An 18,092-nucleotide genomic window follows, 5' to 3' on the forward strand; every position below is an offset into this window, starting at 1 on the left:
TACTCTATAAATAGATTGTCGGCTAAAAGGGGTGAAAAGTTAAGAATTAGGAAAGGATAGGGGAGCAATGAAAGAAATTGTATTTGAAAATGTGAGTAAGATATACGACAATGGCGGCATTGGTTTGGAAAACGCTTCATTTGCCGTGGAAAAAGGCGAGTTCGTCTTCGTTGTTGGTAAGAGTGGTTCTGGGAAAAGCACTTTGTTAAGACTAGTAAGCGCGCAGATGCCGAAAAGCGAAGGGACGATTACCGTAGGTGGTGTATGTTTATCTGCAATTCCGAAGGGAAAGTTGCCTCTTTTTCGTCGTCAGTTTGGCATTATGGAAAGGGAACTCGGTCTTTTGCCAGATCTAGACGTGCGGGGAAATATTAGTTTAGCGATGTATGCAACGGAGCAACCTTTTAGCAGGATTAAAAAGCGGGTTACGCAGACGATGGCGACGCTTGGTATCAGTCACTGCGCGAAACAGTACCCAAACCAGTTGTCAGGAGGGGAAGCGGCAAGGGTAATGCTAGCTAGAGCTTTAGTAATTAACCCGCGGATTTTGGTGATTGATGAACCAACGGCCAACCTCGACCCAGATGCTTCTTGGGATATGATGTGTTTGCTAAATGAATTAAACCGAATGGGAGTTACTATGATTGTAGCTAGTCATTCCCGAGAATTGGTGACGATAATGAAGAAACGAGTTATTACGTTAGTCTCAGGAGTAGTGGTTGCTGACGAGAAGAATAGTATTTACTCGTCAAAAGCCATGGATGTATTTGCAGAGAAGAGAGTTTACAATGAGAGAAGACAGTATCAGAACCTACGAGGCGGATTGCCTAATTAAGCTAATTGAAGCTATTCTTAGTAAACAAGAGCTGCCCAAATTTGAACAAGATCCCGATTGGGAAAAGTTGTATAAGTTGGCCATATATCATAATGTTGGGAGCATTGCCTACTGTTGTCTGTTGGGAACGGAGGCGTATGAGCTTGACCCTTGGAAAGAAAAACTTGCCAAGATTTATCATAAGGCGGTGTCTTTAGAGGGACATTATACAGCCCAGGTTCCGCGGATCTTAGAGGCGCTTGAGAAAGCGCGGATAGACTGTGTTCTTTTTGGGGACTATATTCTTCGAGTTTACTATCCCCGTCCGGAAATGCGACCGTTATCAAGTGTAAATTTCTTGGTTGACCAAAGAGATTGTAAAGCCGTGAGAGCGATTATGATGGATTTGGATTTTTCCGAGGAGCAGCCCCTTTCTTTTAAAAAGGAACCGGGACTGTGTATCACTTTTTATCCCCGTCTGGAATTTCTTAATAAGCAATTTTCTAAATACTTCAATATTCCCTTGAAACAGTATGTGACTCTGAGTGCTCATAGATACGTCCGGGGGTTTGAACCAGAAGAGTTCTACCTATATTTACTTGCATGTGTAGCGGAAGCTTATGCTAAGGGCGATATGGATATGGGACTTTTGTTGGATTACCGCTGTTTTTACCGAGCACTATATAAAACATTGGATTGGGGCTATCTTAGTAAAGAGAGTGAGCGCCTGAAAATGGGCGTCTTTCCCGAGTATATAACGAAACTATCAGCACTGTGGTATGACGGTTTTGTGGATGATTGGGAGGATGCCATACTTACTGAGATGGAGGCCTACGTTTTGACGAAAGGAGAAAGTGGGCGAGTACAAAGTGAAAAATTATTACCGTTAGTTAGGCAGGTAGTGGATATCTATCAGCGAAAATTACAAAAAAAGCGACGCCGGGAACGGCTGGAAATCTTGTTTCCCAACCTAGAATACATGCAAGCGATGTATCGGATATTGCGGTATGTTCCTCCTTTATTACCTTTTTGTTGGCTTCTTAGAGGAGTGCGTTTACGTAAAGATAAAATTATTGCAAAAAAGGTTAATAAAAAATAAAGAATGCCGATAAACTAAGTAAGATGATTGAAAAGGAGGAAGAGCTTATGAGAATATCAAATGATAGTTTCAAACACCGCTGTGCTAATTCTCTTTCTACAGATAAGAAGAACGTAAACGAGGGTATGAAGATGGAACGAAGCAAACAGTTTGATGAGGTTTTGCTTTCAAAAGAAAAAAGTACACCAGACGAGAAGCAAATAATTGAGGAATTAACGAAGAAGGTTCGCCTAGAGACTCTTAAAGGCACTGACAGCAATAAGATAACGAGTCTAAAGAGGCAAATTGCTGAGGGTTCGTATCAAATTGACATCGATGAAATTGCGAAACGTATTTTGCTTCAGGGGGGAATGAATAAGGATGAATAAATTGAAAGAGGCCATACAGGCCTTAAGCGAGCAGTTTCGAAAAATTTCTAAAATTGAAGAGGAAATTATGGAAGCGGTAGCAGCGAATAAATTATCCCAAGTTGAACAAGGCATTATCAGAGAGCAGTCAGCAGTTATGAAGTTACGGGGCCTTGAACGGATAAAGGATCAGGCTCTTGATGAATGCGGTTACGAGGGTTTTTCTTTCACACAAATATTAGAAAAAATGGATGTTTCAAGCCGAAAAGAGTTTATCCCTATTTTCGAGGAACTAAGTACAGAAATTCAAATATTTAGTCGAATCCATGAGGATACAGGTACGCTGTTACAGGTAAAATTGCGGCATTTGAATAATATGACTACGAATCAGATTAATCATAAGGCATAGAGGGGAAGAGGAATGATAAGATCAACGTTTTCAGGATTTAATATGGCTCAATTAGCGTTAATGTCTAACCAAAGAGCAATAGATATTGCGGGACACAATATTTCGAATATCAATACGTACGGCTTTACTAGACAACGCCTAGATCTTGCAAGCATCAACCCAGTGGGGGCAAGTTATTCCAGCTCTCCTTTTGATATGAAGGTCGGACAGGGTGTGATGATGACAGGGATTTCCCAGATTCGCGATCCTTTTTTAGATATTCAATTTAGAAATCAGATTGCCAAAGTGGGGACGGCTGATGCTACCGATAAAATATTAGAACAGATTGGTAATATCTTTGACGAAACCGATTCCTCGGGAATCAAAGATGCTTTAGGGGAGGTGCTAAAGCAGCTAAAAGAGATGGCTAATCCAGAAAACGCCGGCGAGCAAAGCGTGGAAGCACTATTGAAATCCAACATGCAAGTCCTTATGAATCTAATTAACCAAAAGGCCGAGGATATAAATGGGCTCAAAGAGGAACTGATTTCTCAGTTACAAGACAGTGATTTGAAAAATCTGAATTCTTGTATAGAAAGAATTGTGGAGCTTAATGAGTCGATCAAGAATGCTCAAGTACTAGGGAGCCCAGCACTCGAACTTCAGGATCAAAGAAATGCTCTGCTAGATGATCTGGCGACGTATTTACCGATCAATGTAAAGTATCGCACGGATACCTCTACTGGTGTACCACTAGATGTCCTTGAGGTTACCTTTAGAGATGGCAGTGGAGAAGAGCATTTGTTGATTTCTGATAACGAGATGGGAGAATTTACCCTAGATGATAATGACGGTAAAATACCTGTGAGCCTTAGCTTTAAAGGAAGTGACGGCGAAGCCAAGGATATTACGGATCTCCTACGCAATGGTGTGCTAAAAGGTAATCTGGATATGCTGAATCAAGCAGGCGCCTTTGACGGATCCGGTGTGAAAGGGGTTGGCTATTATGAAAAAATGTTCGATTCTTTTGTGAATCAGTTAGCCACAACTATGAATGAACTAAATGCCATCAAGAACCCCGATGGTTCCGTCACAAATAAGGATCTCTTTGTTAAGAAAGATGGTGCGGATACGTTTACCGCCGAGAATATTCAATTGTCTGAAGCTTGGATGAACGGTGAAATTGGCATAACGCTTTGTCAGCCTGATGAAAATGGAAACGTCGAAGGAAGTTCTGCCTATGAGAACGTTCTTAAGATGTTTAACGCGTTAAGTTCAGATAAGCATCAATTTGTGAATGCAGACGGAAATGTTGTTTTTGAAGGGACGATAGAAGGCGGGTATGATCATTTAGCAAATACCCAGGCGATTGACCGTAAGGCGACCCAGGCCATCTTAACCAATCACTTAACGGTATTAGGACAAATCGAGAATTCCAAGGATGCCGTGTCAGGGGTTAGCATGGATGAAGAGGTTATGGATTTGATGCGCTACCAGCAATCCTATAATGCTGCCTCTAGATTGATGACAACACTTGATCAAATATTAGATAAATTAATTAATGAAACCGGCGTGGTCGGAAGGTAATAGGGAGGGTATATGCGAATCACCAATAGTATGATAAGACGAAATTATATGAATAATTTAGGTTCTACTTTAGGTGGATTAGAAAAAGCAAGACTACAAGTAGAAACCGGAAGAAAGTTCATGCGCTCCTATGAAGATCCGGCAGCGGCGGCAAAAGCCGCGGTTTTAAGTGCCCGTTATGCGCGTAACGAAGAGAATATAGAGTCGGCAAAAAACACGCAGAATTGGCAAGACAATCAAGAAGATGCCCTGCGGCAACTCAATGACATTGTCACCGAGATTGATAAAAACTATGCCCTTTCAGCAATTGACGATACGAAAGGAGTCGAAGGAAGAGAGGCTTATGCCACGAGCCTTAGGGAAATGCAACAAGCCATGGTTGCTGCCCTTAATACAAAGTTTGGGAATGCCTTTGTCTTAGCTGGTAATGACGCTAAAAATCCTCCCTTTGAATTAAAGGACGGAAAGGTACTCTACCGAGGGTTGGATGTAAATGACCCGGGCGTACAAGACGAGCTGCTAAAGATGTCAAAAGAATCTTCCTATATTGATTTAGGTTTTGGTTTAAGCTTCGACGAGCAGGGAGGAATCATCTCGTCTAGTGCGTTTAATACATCTTTCCCAGGCATTAATGCCGTAGGCTTTGGACAAGGAGAAGGCACGGTTAATAAAAACTTGATTTCCCTTGCGGGTGAGATGGCGGAGCTTTTAGAGCAAGAGGAATTTGATCGGGAGAAATACGAACAGTTATGGACCCAGTTTGGCAAAGGCAGTAATGAACTTAAAGATCAGCTAGCGGTTATCGGGTCACGCTCTAAATTTCTAGAGACGACGGTAAATCGCTTGGAAACGGAAAAGGTTAATTTGACCACTCAATTTGATACTACCGTAAATATTGATGGCGCTGAGGCGATTACCAACTATTCTTGGGCCAATTACGTATACAATTCGGCCCTTAAGGTAGGGACCAATGTTCTGAGCCCATCATTGTTAGATTTCCTCAATTAAAAGGGAGAGGAGGGAGAACGTGGAGCAACTAATAAAGATTACATCTATTCCCATAGAATATGAACTGAGAGTAGATAATGCCAGACTAGAAATGAAAAGAGGCACCGCAGAGCTTGAGATTACCCGTGAAAAAGGTGGGGGCTTGCAGATTAAAAGTAAGCCTATCAAGTTGCGTCTTGATAATTTTGAAATGCGTAACTCCATTTCTCCTAGTGTACGTACGTCTATAGCGAATGCGGCAGCGAAAGGCCGGCAAGATGTCTATGAGACCATCGCCAAGTATGCGAGAAGAGGGCAGTATTTATTAGCGGCGAAACCAGGAGATAAAGGGGCCGCCTTGCAGCAGATGTGGAATGCGGAAAATCCTTTGCCTTCAAGTGACTTTCAGCTAACGTTCACCCCACGCACGGGACCTAAGATTGATTGGGAAGAGCCGTCTTTGACCATTCATTATGAAATGGACAAGTTACATTTCGATGCCAAAATAGAAGAGGGGGTTATCGAGTTTATCCCTGGAGATATACAGCTAACTGTGTTACAATATCCGGAAGTACTTATAGAGTATATCGGTGATGCGGTTTATGTTACTGGAAATAGTGAGCAACAGTCAGGAGAGCAGATAGATGCAAGAGCTTAAGGTGGAATTCCCAGAGGGGATTTTGGGCTTTGGCGAGTACCGAGAATATATCCCGGTACCGATAAGCGAAGAGAATGATGCTATCATTAGTCTACAGTGTGTGGAGAACGAGGAACTAGAATTTATCGCTATGAATCCCTTCTTTTTGTTAGAAGAATATGAGCCAGTGCTCACACAAGGTGATTATGAGAAGTTAGGTACCACGTCGGAAGAGGAACTTTCATATTATGTGATCTGTGTGGTTAAAGAGCCCTTTGGAAAGAGTACCGTCAATCTGAAGTGCCCGTTAGTGTTTAATAGTAAGAACCGGCAAGGTTTGCAAGTAATCTTAGATAGTAATGATTACAGTATGCGCGTCAGCTTAGAGGAGTTAACGAAGAAAGGGGGCGCGTAATGTTAGTTTTACAACGCAAAAAAGGTGAAAAAATATTAATCGGCGAGGATATTTGCCTTACTGTTACTGAGGTAGGAGCGGACAGTGTAAAGCTGGCAATAGAGGCTCCAGGAGAAGTGAAAATTCTCCGCGGTGAACTAGCTGAGGCGATTGCTTTTAACCAAGAAGCAGCCCAGGCGGTCGATGTGGATATTACGAAAAAAATGAAAGAATGGCAATCCCTAGTTTAAAGGGATTGTCATTTGTGTTATACTGAAGTTTGTAGCTGAAGATAAAATAAAGAGGAAAATATGGCTGATAAAATCTTATTAATAGACGGACACAGTATTCTAAATAGAGCATTTTATGGACTCCCCCCTTTGACAAACGGAAAAGGTTTTCATACAAATGCTATTTATGGTTTTATTACGATTCTTTTAAAGACGATTGAGGAGGAAAAGCCCTCCTATTTAACGGTTGCCTTTGATCGTTCGGAGCCTACTTTTCGTCATAAGATGTATAAAGAGTACAAGGGCACCAGAAAGCCGATGCCAGAAGAGCTTCGCGAACAAGTTCCCGTAATGAAGGAAGTGCTACAAGCGATGGGCATAACGGTAGTTGAGCAGGCAGGACTTGAAGCGGATGACATTATCGGGACACTGGCAAGGCGCTGTAGTAGTGCGGATAAGGAAGTGGTGGTGCTTTCAGGGGATAAGGATTTGCTACAACTGGCCACCGATACTGTAAAGATTAAGATCCCCAAAACGTCTAAAGGACAAACCACAATAGAAGAGTATTATGCCAAGGATGTAAAAGATAAGTACCAGGTTACCCCTTCGGAGTTCATTGATGTGAAGGCCCTTATGGGGGATTCTTCAGACAATATTCCTGGACTTCCAGGGGTAGGGGAAAAGACGGCGACGAAGATTATCGCTACGTATCAAAGTATCGAAAACGCCTATGCCCACCGCGCTGAAGTCAAACCGCCTCGGGCGTCAAAAATGTTAGATGAGCGCTATGATTTAGCGGTTTTAAGTAAGGAACTGGCGACGATTAACGTGACGGCGGACTTCCCTTTTGAACTGGAGGGCGCTAAGCTTAACAATATTTTTACGGAAGAGGCCTACGTCTACTTCCAGGATTTACAGTTCAAGAATTTGTTGCCGAAATTTACGGTGGCGCCAATCGTTAATGATATTGCGAAGAAATTTCGCGTTATTACCGATGAGAAAGAAATACAGACGGCACTAGCGAATCTAAAGAACGACTGCTTTGGGGTCGCTTACCAGAAGGATATAGGCTTTGCCATTAGTGATCAGGGGGAAGCATTTGCCGTTCCTCTTAATAACCCAATGACAGAGATGCTTTTGTTGCCCTATTTTGTCCAGGCGTTATCTAAGCCTGGAAAGTTCTGCGCCTTCGACGTAAAGAAACTGCTTAAATTCCACGGTGTCCCAAGGGATAAATCGTGGTTTGATGTTTCGCTAGCAGCTTATCTTCTAAATCCTTTAAAGAATGACTATACCTTTCAGGATGTCGCTCAGGAACACTTAGATTTAGTGATTGATGAGCAAGACCCCGAGTTACTCCTCTGCTATGAGGCGTACACGGTGAGTAACGCGAAAGAAATTTTGCGAAAGAAATTAAAAGAAACCCAGATGGACGAGCTCTATGATACGGTGGAAATGCCCCTTGTCTTTACCCTAGAGGATATGGAGGAAGCGGGAATCAAGGTAGATGCCATTACCCTTAAAGAATACGGCGACAAGCTTGCCCTAGGAATCGAGCAGTTACAGGCAGAGATTTATGCCGAGACAGGTGAAGAGTTTAATATTAACTCGCCCAAACAAATGGGAGAAATCCTTTTTGATAAATTAGGTTTGCCACACGGCAAGAAAACGAAAACCGGATATTCGACGGCTGCCGGGGTCTTAGAAAAGTTGGCGCCAGAATATCCGGTGGTTAGTAAAATCTTGGAATATCGGCAATTAGCTAAGCTTAAATCCACGTATGCAGATGGGCTAGCAAACTATATCGGCAGTGATGGGCGGATTCACGGAACCTTTAACCAGACGATTACAGCGACTGGTCGGATCTCCAGCACCGAACCGAATTTGCAGAATATCCCTATTCGTATGGAACTGGGACGTTTGATTCGCAAGGTGTTTATCCCGGAACCAGGGTATACCTTTGTGGATGCGGATTACTCGCAAATTGAGTTACGAATTCTGGCTCATTACTCTGGTGATGAGCAGCTGATTAGCGCATATAAAGAGGCGGAAGACATTCACCGTCTGACCGCCGCGAAAGTGTTTCACGTGCCTTTTGAGGAGGTTACCGAGCTTCAGCGCCGGAATGCTAAGGCGGTAAACTTTGGAATCGTCTATGGGATTTCTGCTCACGGATTAAGTGAGGATTTAAGTATTACCAGGAAGGAAGCCCAGGAGTATATCGAGAACTACTTCCAGACGTATCCGGGAATTAAGAAGTTTTTAGATGGGCAGGTAGAAAAGGCGAAAGCGGACGGTTACGTGACCACCCTTTTTCATCGGCGGCGACCGGTTCCCGAACTTAAATCAAGTAATTTTAACCTGCGCTCCTTTGGCGAGCGGGTGGCGATGAATGCACCGATTCAAGGAACGGCTGCAGATATTATGAAAATTGCTATGATTCAGGTAAATGAAGCGATTAAAAGCGCCGGACTAAAATCACGGTTGCTTTTACAGGTTCACGATGAACTTTTAATCGAAGCTTACGAAAGCGAAGTTGAGCAGGTGAAAGAAATTTTACACCAGCATATGGAGCGAGCGGTAACTTTAGAAGTACCTCTTGTAATTGATATAGGTATCGGGCACAATTGGTATGAAGCGAAGTAGTAAAGGAGCGATGACTTATGAAAGTAATTGGAATTACCGGTGGAATCGGTTCAGGAAAGTCAGATGTCTTGGAATATTTACACGACAAATACGGGGCAACTATCGTTAAAGCCGATGAAGTGGCAAAAAAGTTGCAGAAAAAAGGCAAAGAGTGCTACGGGCCCATTGTAGACTATTTCGGTGACGGGATTCTTGATGAAAAGGGAGAAATCGATAGGAAGGCGCTGGCGAACATCGTCTTTAACGACCAGGAAAAGCTAGATGCGTTAAATCAAATTACCCATCCGCTAGTGAAAGAAGAAATTAATCGCTTAATTGAAAAGGAACGTAAGAAAAACACGAATTATTTCTTTATCGAGGCCGCGCTACTTCTAGAAGCTCATTACGAGGAAATCTGCGACGAGATATGGTACATCTATGTCAGCGACGAAAATCGGATGAAACGGTTAAAGTTTAACCGAGGCTACGATACCGAAAAGGTGACGTCGATTATGAAAAACCAGGCGCCGAAAGAGCAATTTTTTAAACTGTGTGATCGAGTAATCGATAATAACCGCACCTTTTTAGAAGCGTGCTACCAAATTGATGCCATTATGAAGAATTTTAATTAGAATAGGAAAGATAAGTATGAGATTATGCAGCATTGCCAGTGGTAGTAGTGGGAACTGTATCTACGTGGGAGACGACCACACCCACCTTTTGGTGGATACGGGAATTAGTAAGAAAAGAATCGAAGCCGGTCTTCATCACCTAGGCGTTAAGGGGGAGGAGGTTGACGGGATTTTGATTACCCATGAGCACATCGATCACATCCAAGGGTTGGGTGTCTTTAGTCGCAAGTTTGGCGTGCCGATTTATGCCACCGCCGGCACGGTGGCGGGGATTTCCGCTTGTAATAGCATCGGTAAGATGCCGGAGGGCCTGTTAAATATCGTGGAAATCGATAGTGATTTTTGCTTAGGCGAGATTAACGTCCATCCCTTTGCCATCAGTCACGATGCCAAAGAGCCTTGTGGTTACCGGATGGAAAAGGGGGAGGCCAAGGTGGCAGTAGCCACTGACCTAGGTTTTTATGATGATTATATCGTGGAGAATCTCCAAGGTCTAGACGCCCTTTTGATCGAAGCGAATCACGATGTGAAGATGCTAGAATTAGGCCCCTATCCTTATCCCCTGAAGCGGCGAGTAATGGGCGAGAAGGGCCATCTTTCTAACGAATCCTCAGGACGGCTTTTATCCAGTATCTTAAATGATAAGATAAAGGGGATTCTGTTGGGACATTTGAGTAAGGAAAACAACTACGAAGAGCTGGCTTATGAGACGGTTAAGCTGGAGATTACCATGGGTGAGAGCGGTTACCGCGGCGAGGATTTGCCGCTGATGGTGGCTCGTAGAGACACCGTTTCCGAGATAATAACAGTATAGCTACAAGGAGAGAGAAGATGAAGAAGTGTGTAATTACAGTTGTAGGTAAAGATAAAGTGGGAATCATCGCTGGAGTGTGCAATTATCTGGCCGATAACGGGATCAATGTTCTCGATATCAGTCAGACGATTCGTGACGGCTTCTTTAATATGATGGCGATTGTAGATATGGAAAACGGCGCAAAGAAATTTGATGAAGTAAGCCGTGACCTAGAAGTGTTAGGGGGCGAAATCGGCGTTACGATTCACTGCCAGAGAGAAGAGATCTTCGAAAAGATGCACCGCCTATAAATCTAGAAAAAGGAAGAGTAACGATGATTAATTTTAAAGAAGTAAACGAAACAAACCAGATGATTGAAAATGAAAACCTCGATGTTCGGACCATCACTTTAGGCATTAGCCTACTGGATTGTATGAGTGGGGATTTAGAGGTTCTCAAAAAGAATATATACGAAAAGATTACGACGCTAGCCAAAGATTTAGTTAAGACCGGCGACGAAATCGGAGCTGAATTTGGCATTCCCATAGTCAATAAGCGGATTTCCATCACCCCGATCGGGCTAGTGGGCTCAGGGGCTTGTAAGAGCACGGACGATTACGTAGAACTAGCGAAAACGCTAGATAAAGCGGCAGCTACGGTGGGGGTTAACTTTATCGGTGGCTTTTCGGCCTTAGTATCGAAAGCGATGACCAGAGCCGATGAGCTTCTTATACGGGCAATTCCTGGGGCTCTTGCAGCTACCGAGCGAGTCTGTGCCTCTGTTAATGTAGGGAGTACGCGGACAGGGATTAATATGGACGCGGTGCGCCTAAGCGGCGAAATCGTGAAAGCGACGGCGGAAGCGACCAAGGAGAGAGACTCCCTAGGTTGTGCGAAGCTAGTGATTTTCTGTAACGCACCGGATGACAATCCGTTTATGGCAGGGGCGTTTTTAGGGGTTACTGAAGGGGACGCGGTGATTAACGTAGGCGTTAGCGGTCCTGGTGTAGTTAAGCGCGCCATCGAAGGGGTGCGCGGTGAAGGTTTTGAAAAGCTTTGCGAAACCATCAAAAAGACAGCCTTTAAGGTGACTCGGGTCGGTCAATTGGTAGCTAAGGAAGCCTCAAAGCGCTTAAAAGTACCTTTTGGCATCGTGGATTTATCGCTGGCACCAACACCGGCTATTGGCGATAGTGTGGCGGAGATTCTTGAAGAAATCGGCTTAGAGAAGGTGGGAGCTCCGGGAACGACAGCAGCCCTAGCCCTCCTAAACGACCAAGTTAAAAAAGGCGGCGTTATGGCTAGTTCATACGTAGGCGGATTAAGTGGGGCGTTTATTCCGGTAAGTGAAGATCAAGGGATGATCGATGCGGTTAATGCCGGTGCACTTACCCTAGAAAAGCTAGAAGCGATGACCTGTGTTTGCTCCGTCGGTCTTGATATGATTGCGATTCCGGGAAAGACAAAAGAGACCACCATTTCCGGCATTATCGCCGATGAAATGGCGATCGGCATGATTAATCAGAAGACGACAGCGGTGCGACTAATCCCGGTAATCGGTAAAGACGTTGGAGAAATCGTTGAATTTGGTGGACTTTTGGGGTATGCTCCCGTTATGCCGGTGAACGAATTCGACTGTAGTCGTTTTGTAAATCGTCAGGGCCGAATTCCAGCGCCGATACATTCGTTCAAGAACTAGCAAAGAGAGGTTTGGTATGGATAGAATTGCAATTGTAACAGATAGCAACAGCGGCATTACGCAACAAGAAGCAAAGGAAATGGGGATTTTTGTGGTGCCCATGCCCTTTGCCATAGATGAAGAACTTTTTTACGAAGAGATTTCTATTACCAGAGAAGAGTTTTATGAAAAGCAGGAGGCGGATGCGGAGATCTTCACCTCTCAACCGGCCGTGGCTGATATTATGGATTTGTGGACGGAGATCTTAAAGGAATTTGATTATATTTTGCATATTCCTATGTCCAGCGGACTTAGTAGTTCTTGCCAAACGGCGCTGATGCTAGCTGAAGATTTCGATAACCGAGTGCGGGTAATTGATAACCACCGAATCTCCGTAACCTTGAAGCAATCTATCTTCGATGGGATGAAGATGATCGAAGAAGGGCGAAGCATTGATGAAGTAGAAAAGACTTTGATTAAGGAACGGTTAGAAGCCAGTATTTATATTATGGTGGACACGCTCAAATACCTGAAAAAGGGTGGCCGGGTAACGGCTGCGGGAGCCGCAATCGGTACGGTCCTTAAGATTAAACCGGTTCTGCAGATTCAAGGAAGTAAATTGGATGCTTTTGCGAAAGCCAGAGGTCGAAAAAACGGAAAGAAGATTATGCTAGATGCCATCGAAAAGGATTTACACGGTCGTTTTCGCGGGCAAGAGGTGCATATGGCTCTCGCTCATACCTGTAGCGAGGAAGTGGCAAAGGAATGGCAGGAAGAGGTGGAAAAACGCTTTCCTGGCTATCCGCTAATTATGGACCCCTTATCCCTTAGTGTGACGAGTCACATCGGCCAAGGGGCACTAGCGATTGCCTGTTCGAAAGTTATTTAATAAAGACCAGAGATTTTTCGTGTTCTTCCAGATAGGGAACCGAAAACTTATCAGAAACTACGCTTTCGTATAGATTAGAAGCGTAGATTTCTTTTTTAGGAAGGGTATCGCCGATTTTTGTCAGGAGAGAAACCTTTCCTTTTTTCTTGATTTCTTTTAATAGCTCTTGGGCGTTTCGATTAAAGCCGAGAACTCTAAGAAAAGAGGGAGGCTCCGTCTCTTGGTCGCCCTTCCGAATATCTAGTAGTAAGTGTAAGAGCCCGCGCATTATCCGGGTACGGGTGTAGTTCTTCGTAGTAAGAAGGTCAGCGAAATCAGAAAAAGAGCGAAAGTGATTGCGCTGGCGATAGATGGTATTCGCCAGTTCGAGGCCGATATCCGCATAGGTCGCTAGTTCATCCCTACTGGTTTTTAAAAGGGCGGCTCTTAGTAGCAGCGAGAAGTCATCAGGGTATACAGGAAAGCGCCGCTTATAATTATCCTGGTAGAGCATAGTTATTTCCTCAGGAACCTGAGATAAAAAACCAAAGGTTAGCCCTTGGTCGTTAAGAAGCGCTCGCAAAGCGGTGGCTGAGCTATAGGTGGTCGCTAGAGTTAGGTCGTGATAACCGGACTCCTGCCTTCTCGTCGTTAGGGGAGTGATGGAGCTGCCTAGTTTTAGGAGAGCCTTTAAGTATTCAATTCCCAGAATGTTGTTAGGCTCTTTGAGATGTTTTACTAGTTCGGGTTGTCCCTGATAGTACGTGCTTAGGGCGTGTTCCCGGGCTAGGGGAAAGCGCTGACCAAGAGCTAGGTTCTCCTGGAGAGCTTCCCGGTAGAGGATAGGTTCTTCGTTTAAAGTCCTAGCGATTTCCTGAAGGGGCGTGATCTGTCCCGCTTCGCTACCGAAGCAGAGGAAGTCGATGACACCAAGCTTATGGAGAGCGGAGACCGCGCCAAAAGCAAAGCGCTCAGCGCTAGCGGTGGCAAAGGTGAGCGGTAGTTCGATAACCAGGTCCGCTCCGGCTTTTAATGCCATTTCTGCACGTAGATGCTTAGGGATTAGCGCCGGTTCGCCGCGCTGAACAAAGTCGCCGCTCATAATGACGACCACGTAGTCGGCGCCAGCGAGTGCTTTGGCCGCTTCTATATGGTATTTATGTCCGTTGTGAAAAGGGTTATATTCTGTGATTAATCCGACAGTTTTCATCTAAAACTCCTTGTTTAAAAGCTTGAAATTGATTATACTAAAGAAATGAGAGTAACGCAAATTAGGAGCATTTACTCCAAATGAGGTCGAGCGGTTATGGATATGCAAATGAATAAAGAGCGGGTATTAGAACTTTTGCACGCTCACCAATACAAGAAATTAAAAGAAGAATTAGAAGAACAGATGCATCCTGTGGATTTGGCAGAAATGCTAGAGGAATTAGAGCCACTAGAAAGGGTGCTTATTTTTCGTTTGCTAGCGAAAGAAGAGGCGGCGGAGACCTTTACCAACATGAACTCAGACATGCGGGAAGAGCTGATTAACGCTCTTACGGAGCAGGAGCTTGAGGAAGTGATGGAAGAGATGTATATCGATGATACGGTAGATGTTTTAGAAGAGATGCCAGCCAATGTGGTAGATCGTTTGCTATTATCCATCGACGCCGAAAAACGAGCGCAGATTAATACCCTTTTGCAGTATCCGGAAGATAGTGCCGGAAGTATTATGACGGTGGATTATATCGCGCTTAGAAAAGAGATGACGGTCCAGGAAGCGATTTTAAAGATTCGCCAAGTGGGCCTTAATAAGGAGACAATCTATACGTGCTACGTTACGGAGAAACGTCGGTTGATTGGTCAGGTGGATTTAAAAGAGATTTTGACCACCAGTGAATCCCGGCTGATTGAAGACGTGATGGATACGAATCTGATTTTTGCCCAGACGACGGATGATAAAGAAGATGCGGCCCGGATTATCAATAAGTACGGACTGATTGCGCTACCTATTTTGGACCACGAAATGTGCATGGTGGGTCTTGTTACTGTTGACGATGCGATGCAGGTAATTCAGGAAGAGACCACCGAGGACATTAGCATTATGGCCGGTTTGTCGCCGAATGAGGATTCTTATTTTGGGACCACGGTTTTTGAACACGTGAAGAATCGCTTGCCCTGGCTTTTGTTTTTAATGCTTTCAGCCACGGTTACCCAAATGATTATGGGTCATTATGAGATGGCGTTAGCGGTAATGCCCCAACTGGCCGGGTTTATCCCCATGCTAATGGGAACTGGCGGAAACTGTGGTTCCCAGAGTTCGACGCTAGTGATTCGCGGACTGGCGGTGGGTGAGATTCAGCTAAACGATGTGTTAAAGGTGATGTTTAAGGAAGTGCGGGTAGCCCTGATTATCAGCTTGATTCTTTCCGTGGTAAACGGTGTGCGGATTTTACTGATGGGTCAAGGGGGAGCACTAACAGCACTGGCAATTGGGCTGACCATGGCTTGTACCATTGTGATTGCCAAGATTGTGGGGTGTACCTTGCCCCTCTTTGCCAAACGGGTTGGTCTCGATCCGGCGATTATGGCGACGCCGCTGATTTCTACCTTAGTCGATATCAGTACGGTAACGGTGTACTTCGCCATTGTAACCGCAATTTTTCATATATAACCGCCATGTGAAAATAATAACGACGATTGTACCGAAAAATACACAAAATATGTAGGTAAACTGGCTTGTTTTTAGATAATAGTTTGATTATAATTAATGTGATTATATACAACCAGTAGAAAGGAGTCTTTTAAATCATGGGATTTATTGACGAGATTAAGGCGAAAGCTAAGGCCAACAAGAAGACAATCGTATTACCGGAATCAGAAGACATTAGAACGTACGAAGCAGCAGAGGCGATTTTACGAGATGGAACTGCCAACCTAGTAATTATTGGGAGCGACGAAGAAATCGCTGCTAATAAAGGCATGTTTGATGTGACTGGGGCGACTATTATCGACCCGAAGACATTTGCCAAATTAGATGCGTACATCGATAAGTTGGTGGAACTAAGACAGAAAAAAGGGTTGACGAAAGAAGAAGCGACCAAGCTTTTAAAAGAAAATTATCTTTACTTTGGGGTTATGATGGTGAAGATGGGCGATGCTGATGGTATGGTTTCGGGAGCGTGTCACTCAACGGCTGACGTGCTAAGACCGTCGCTACAGATTCTGAAAACAAAGCCGGGAACGAAGCTGGTATCAACTTTCTTCTTGATGGAAGTTCCGGATACGAGTCTGGGATCAGACGGAACTTTCGTCTTTTCCGATTGTGGTCTAGAGCAAAATCCCGATGCTGAAAAATTAGCATCCATTGCCTTATCCGCAGCGGAATCCTTTAGAACTTTTGTGAGAAAAGATCCAGTGGTAGCTTTATTGTCTCATTCAACCAAGGGTAGTGCGAAGCACCCTGACGTTGATAAGGTGGTAGAAGCAACGAAAATCGCTCAAGCGAATAAGCCAGAAGGTTTGTTAATCGATGGTGAGTTCCAACTAGATGCCGCGATTATTCCGGAAGTAGGCGCTCAAAAAGCTCCAGATTCGCCAGTGGCTGGCCGGGCAAACGTTCTGATATTCCCAGATCTTGATGCTGGTAACATCGGTTATAAATTGGTGCAAAGATTTGCGAAAGCGGAAGCGTACGGACCGATTACTCAGGGAATCGCTGCACCGGTAAACGATTTATCTCGTGGTTGTAGTGCAAAAGATATTGAAGGCGTGGTAGCAATCACCGCCGTTCAATCAATGGTTGATTAAAACAAAGAGAGGAAAAGAAAAAATGAATGTATTAGTTATTAACTGTGGGAGTTCATCACTTAAGTTCCAACTAATCAACGCGGAGACAGAAGCAACACTGGCAAAAGGAATTTGCGAAAGAATCGGGATTGATGGAGCCTTAACTTACAAAAAGACTGGCGGCGAGAAAGAGCAATCGAAAAAAGACATGCCTACTCACAAAGAAGCCATTGCTTTTGTACTAGAGGCGTTAATGAACGAGGCTACCGGCGTGGTAAAAAGCCTTGACGAGATTAGTGCGGTAGGGCACCGCTTGGTACACGGTGGAGAGGAATTCTCTAGTTCGGTAGTAATTAATGAAGAAGTTATTAAAGGGGTAGAAGCTTGTAACGATTTGGCGCCGCTTCACAACCCGGCTAACTTAACGGGCGTACGGGCTTGTCAGGAAGCTATGCCAGGCACACCGATGGTAGGGGTATTTGATACGGCTTTCCATCAAACAATGCCAGAACACGCGTACATTTACGGATTACCATTCGAGTATTACGAGAAATACAAAGTGAGACGCTACGGCTTCCACGGAACGAGCCACAGCTTCGTTTCTAAAAGGGCCGCGGAGATTGCGGGCAAACCATATGAGCAAATGAAGACCATTGTTTGTCACCTAGGTAATGGGGCTAGCGTTTGTGCCGTGTTAAACGGCAAATCAGTGGATACTTCAATGGGCTTAACCCCTCTTGAAGGTCTAGCGATGGGGACTAGATCTGGAGATGTGGATCCGGCAATTCTTGAGTTCCTTAATAAGAAGGAAGGCTTAGATATCGCCCAGATTATGAATGTGTTAAATAAGAAGTCCGGCGTATACGGAATCTCTGGTGGTCTTTCGGATTTCCGTGATTTGACGGAGAAGAGATTAGCAGGCGATCACCAAGCGACAATCGCAATGGAAGTGTTCGCTTATCGCGTGGCTAAGTATATCGGTTCTTACGTAGCTGCCATGAACGGTGTGGACTTTATCGCCTTCACTGCGGGAATCGGCGAAAACGACGATTTAGTTCGTAGCGATGTGATGGAATACTTAGGTTATTTAGGTGTAGAGCTTGATAAAGAAGTAAATACTGGTCTTCGGGGAGAGGAAAAACGTATCTCTACAGAAGACTCTAAAGTTGAAGTTTGGGTAGTGCCTACCGATGAAGAATTAGCTATTTGTCGCGAGACGGTAAGTCTTTTGCAATAATGATT

At 44.3% G+C, this 18,092-nt stretch carries 19 protein-coding genes; 18 read left to right on the top strand and 1 reads right to left on the bottom strand.

Going from position 1 to position 18,092, the window contains the following annotated elements; all coding sequences use genetic code 11:
* Positions 1–67: 67 nt before the first annotated feature.
* From NHH16_RS02690 to NHH16_RS02760, 15 genes are read left to right on the top strand one after another with little or no spacing between them, the layout of a single operon-like run.
* On the top strand, positions 68–835 hold the full coding sequence (locus tag NHH16_RS02690; protein ID WP_262068056.1) for a cell division ATP-binding protein FtsE: 768 nt from the start codon (positions 68–70) through the stop codon (positions 833–835).
* On the top strand, positions 789–1,913 hold the full coding sequence (locus NHH16_RS02695; RefSeq protein ID WP_262068057.1) for a nucleotidyltransferase family protein: 1,125 nt from the start codon (positions 789–791) through the stop codon (positions 1,911–1,913). The genes NHH16_RS02690 and NHH16_RS02695 overlap by 47 nt, the downstream gene beginning before the upstream one ends.
* A gap of 47 nt (positions 1,914–1,960) precedes the next feature.
* Positions 1,961–2,281: a flagellar biosynthesis anti-sigma factor FlgM gene (locus NHH16_RS02700; protein ID WP_262068058.1), complete on the top strand. Its 321-nt coding sequence runs from the start codon at positions 1,961–1,963 to the stop codon at positions 2,279–2,281.
* A complete protein-coding gene (locus tag NHH16_RS02705; RefSeq protein WP_262068059.1) occupies positions 2,274–2,669 on the top strand; it encodes a hypothetical protein in 396 nt (131 codons plus the stop codon). The genes NHH16_RS02700 and NHH16_RS02705 overlap by 8 nt, the downstream gene beginning before the upstream one ends.
* A 12-nt stretch (positions 2,670–2,681) precedes the next feature.
* Positions 2,682–4,235 (top strand): flagellar hook-associated protein FlgK, encoded by a 1,554-nt coding sequence (gene flgK, locus NHH16_RS02710; RefSeq protein WP_262068060.1) that lies wholly within the window; start codon positions 2,682–2,684, stop codon positions 4,233–4,235.
* Positions 4,236–4,265: 30 nt separating this feature from the next.
* Positions 4,266–5,243, top strand: a complete 978-nt coding sequence (locus tag NHH16_RS02715; RefSeq protein WP_262068222.1) for a flagellin N-terminal helical domain-containing protein — start codon at positions 4,266–4,268, stop codon at positions 5,241–5,243.
* A 19-nt stretch (positions 5,244–5,262) separates the two neighbouring features.
* Positions 5,263–5,880 (top strand): DUF6470 family protein, encoded by a 618-nt coding sequence (locus NHH16_RS02720; protein ID WP_262068061.1) that lies wholly within the window; start codon positions 5,263–5,265, stop codon positions 5,878–5,880.
* Complete coding sequence (locus tag NHH16_RS02725) at positions 5,867–6,274, top strand: flagellar assembly protein FliW (RefSeq protein WP_262068062.1); 408 nt, start codon at positions 5,867–5,869, stop codon at positions 6,272–6,274. Before NHH16_RS02720 ends, NHH16_RS02725 begins: the two co-directional genes overlap by 14 nt.
* Positions 6,274–6,504 (top strand): carbon storage regulator, encoded by a 231-nt coding sequence (locus NHH16_RS02730; protein WP_262068063.1) that lies wholly within the window; start codon positions 6,274–6,276, stop codon positions 6,502–6,504. Before NHH16_RS02725 ends, NHH16_RS02730 begins: the two co-directional genes overlap by 1 nt.
* A 60-nt stretch (positions 6,505–6,564) precedes the next feature.
* Positions 6,565–9,129, top strand: coding sequence for a DNA polymerase I (gene polA / locus NHH16_RS02735; RefSeq protein ID WP_262068064.1), 2,565 nt, complete (start codon positions 6,565–6,567; stop codon positions 9,127–9,129).
* Positions 9,130–9,146: 17 nt separating this feature from the next.
* Positions 9,147–9,740: a dephospho-CoA kinase gene (gene coaE / locus NHH16_RS02740; protein WP_262068065.1), complete on the top strand. Its 594-nt coding sequence runs from the start codon at positions 9,147–9,149 to the stop codon at positions 9,738–9,740.
* Positions 9,741–9,756: 16 nt separating this feature from the next.
* On the top strand, positions 9,757–10,554 hold the full coding sequence (locus NHH16_RS02745; protein WP_262068066.1) for an MBL fold metallo-hydrolase: 798 nt from the start codon (positions 9,757–9,759) through the stop codon (positions 10,552–10,554).
* Positions 10,555–10,571: 17 nt separating this feature from the next.
* Complete coding sequence (locus tag NHH16_RS02750; RefSeq protein WP_262068067.1) at positions 10,572–10,844, top strand: ACT domain-containing protein; 273 nt, start codon at positions 10,572–10,574, stop codon at positions 10,842–10,844.
* A gap of 23 nt (positions 10,845–10,867) precedes the next feature.
* Entirely contained in the window at positions 10,868–12,232 is a 1,365-nt protein-coding gene (locus NHH16_RS02755) for a PFL family protein (protein WP_262068068.1), read from the top strand.
* 16 nt (positions 12,233–12,248) lie between these two features.
* Positions 12,249–13,100 (top strand): DegV family protein, encoded by an 852-nt coding sequence (locus NHH16_RS02760; RefSeq protein WP_262068069.1) that lies wholly within the window; start codon positions 12,249–12,251, stop codon positions 13,098–13,100.
* Here NHH16_RS02760 and NHH16_RS02765 read toward each other — a convergent pair.
* On the bottom strand, positions 13,093–14,289 hold the full coding sequence (locus NHH16_RS02765; RefSeq protein WP_262068070.1) for a nucleotidyltransferase: 1,197 nt from the start codon (positions 14,287–14,289) through the stop codon (positions 13,093–13,095). The genes NHH16_RS02760 and NHH16_RS02765 overlap by 8 nt on opposite strands.
* A gap of 108 nt (positions 14,290–14,397) precedes the next feature.
* On the opposite strand from NHH16_RS02765, the gene mgtE reads away from it, so the two are divergent.
* From mgtE to NHH16_RS02780, 3 genes are all read left to right on the top strand, one after another.
* Complete coding sequence (gene mgtE / locus NHH16_RS02770; RefSeq protein ID WP_416389384.1) at positions 14,398–15,735, top strand: magnesium transporter; 1,338 nt, start codon at positions 14,398–14,400, stop codon at positions 15,733–15,735.
* 137 nt (positions 15,736–15,872) lie between these two features.
* Entirely contained in the window at positions 15,873–16,871 is a 999-nt protein-coding gene (gene pta, locus NHH16_RS02775; protein WP_262068072.1) for a phosphate acetyltransferase, read from the top strand.
* 22 nt (positions 16,872–16,893) lie between these two features.
* Positions 16,894–18,087 carry an acetate kinase gene (locus NHH16_RS02780; RefSeq protein WP_262068073.1) on the top strand — a complete coding sequence of 398 codons (1,194 nt, stop codon included), beginning with the start codon at positions 16,894–16,896 and terminating at the stop codon, positions 18,085–18,087.
* The last annotated feature ends 5 nt before the right edge of the window (positions 18,088–18,092 follow it).

This window comes from Ohessyouella blattaphilus (assembly GCF_024721265.1).
Classification (GTDB): domain Bacteria; phylum Bacillota; class Clostridia; order Lachnospirales; family Lachnospiraceae; genus Aequitasia; species Aequitasia blattaphilus_A.

Excerpts from the sequence above, each read along its gene's own strand:
- NHH16_RS02690 (WP_262068056.1), top strand. The coding sequence starts at position 68 with ATGAAAGAAATTGTATTTGAAAATGTGAGTAAGATATACGACAATGGC.
- NHH16_RS02695 (WP_262068057.1), top strand. The coding sequence starts at position 789 with ATGAGAGAAGACAGTATCAGAACCTACGAGGCGGATTGCCTAATTAAG.
- NHH16_RS02700 (WP_262068058.1), top strand. The coding sequence starts at position 1,961 with ATGAGAATATCAAATGATAGTTTCAAACACCGCTGTGCTAATTCTCTT.
- NHH16_RS02705 (WP_262068059.1), top strand. The coding sequence starts at position 2,274 with ATGAATAAATTGAAAGAGGCCATACAGGCCTTAAGCGAGCAGTTTCGA.
- flgK (WP_262068060.1), top strand. The coding sequence starts at position 2,682 with ATGATAAGATCAACGTTTTCAGGATTTAATATGGCTCAATTAGCGTTA.
- NHH16_RS02715 (WP_262068222.1), top strand. The coding sequence starts at position 4,266 with ATGATAAGACGAAATTATATGAATAATTTAGGTTCTACTTTAGGTGGA.
- NHH16_RS02725 (WP_262068062.1), top strand. The coding sequence starts at position 5,867 with ATGCAAGAGCTTAAGGTGGAATTCCCAGAGGGGATTTTGGGCTTTGGC.
- NHH16_RS02730 (WP_262068063.1), top strand. The coding sequence starts at position 6,274 with ATGTTAGTTTTACAACGCAAAAAAGGTGAAAAAATATTAATCGGCGAG.
- polA (WP_262068064.1), top strand. The coding sequence starts at position 6,565 with ATGGCTGATAAAATCTTATTAATAGACGGACACAGTATTCTAAATAGA.
- coaE (WP_262068065.1), top strand. The coding sequence starts at position 9,147 with ATGAAAGTAATTGGAATTACCGGTGGAATCGGTTCAGGAAAGTCAGAT.
- NHH16_RS02745 (WP_262068066.1), top strand. The coding sequence starts at position 9,757 with ATGAGATTATGCAGCATTGCCAGTGGTAGTAGTGGGAACTGTATCTAC.
- NHH16_RS02750 (WP_262068067.1), top strand. The coding sequence starts at position 10,572 with ATGAAGAAGTGTGTAATTACAGTTGTAGGTAAAGATAAAGTGGGAATC.
- NHH16_RS02755 (WP_262068068.1), top strand. The coding sequence starts at position 10,868 with ATGATTAATTTTAAAGAAGTAAACGAAACAAACCAGATGATTGAAAAT.
- NHH16_RS02760 (WP_262068069.1), top strand. The coding sequence starts at position 12,249 with ATGGATAGAATTGCAATTGTAACAGATAGCAACAGCGGCATTACGCAA.
- NHH16_RS02765 (WP_262068070.1), bottom strand. The coding sequence starts at position 14,289 with ATGAAAACTGTCGGATTAATCACAGAATATAACCCTTTTCACAACGGA.
- mgtE (WP_416389384.1), top strand. The coding sequence starts at position 14,398 with ATGAATAAAGAGCGGGTATTAGAACTTTTGCACGCTCACCAATACAAG.
- pta (WP_262068072.1), top strand. The coding sequence starts at position 15,873 with ATGGGATTTATTGACGAGATTAAGGCGAAAGCTAAGGCCAACAAGAAG.
- NHH16_RS02780 (WP_262068073.1), top strand. The coding sequence starts at position 16,894 with ATGAATGTATTAGTTATTAACTGTGGGAGTTCATCACTTAAGTTCCAA.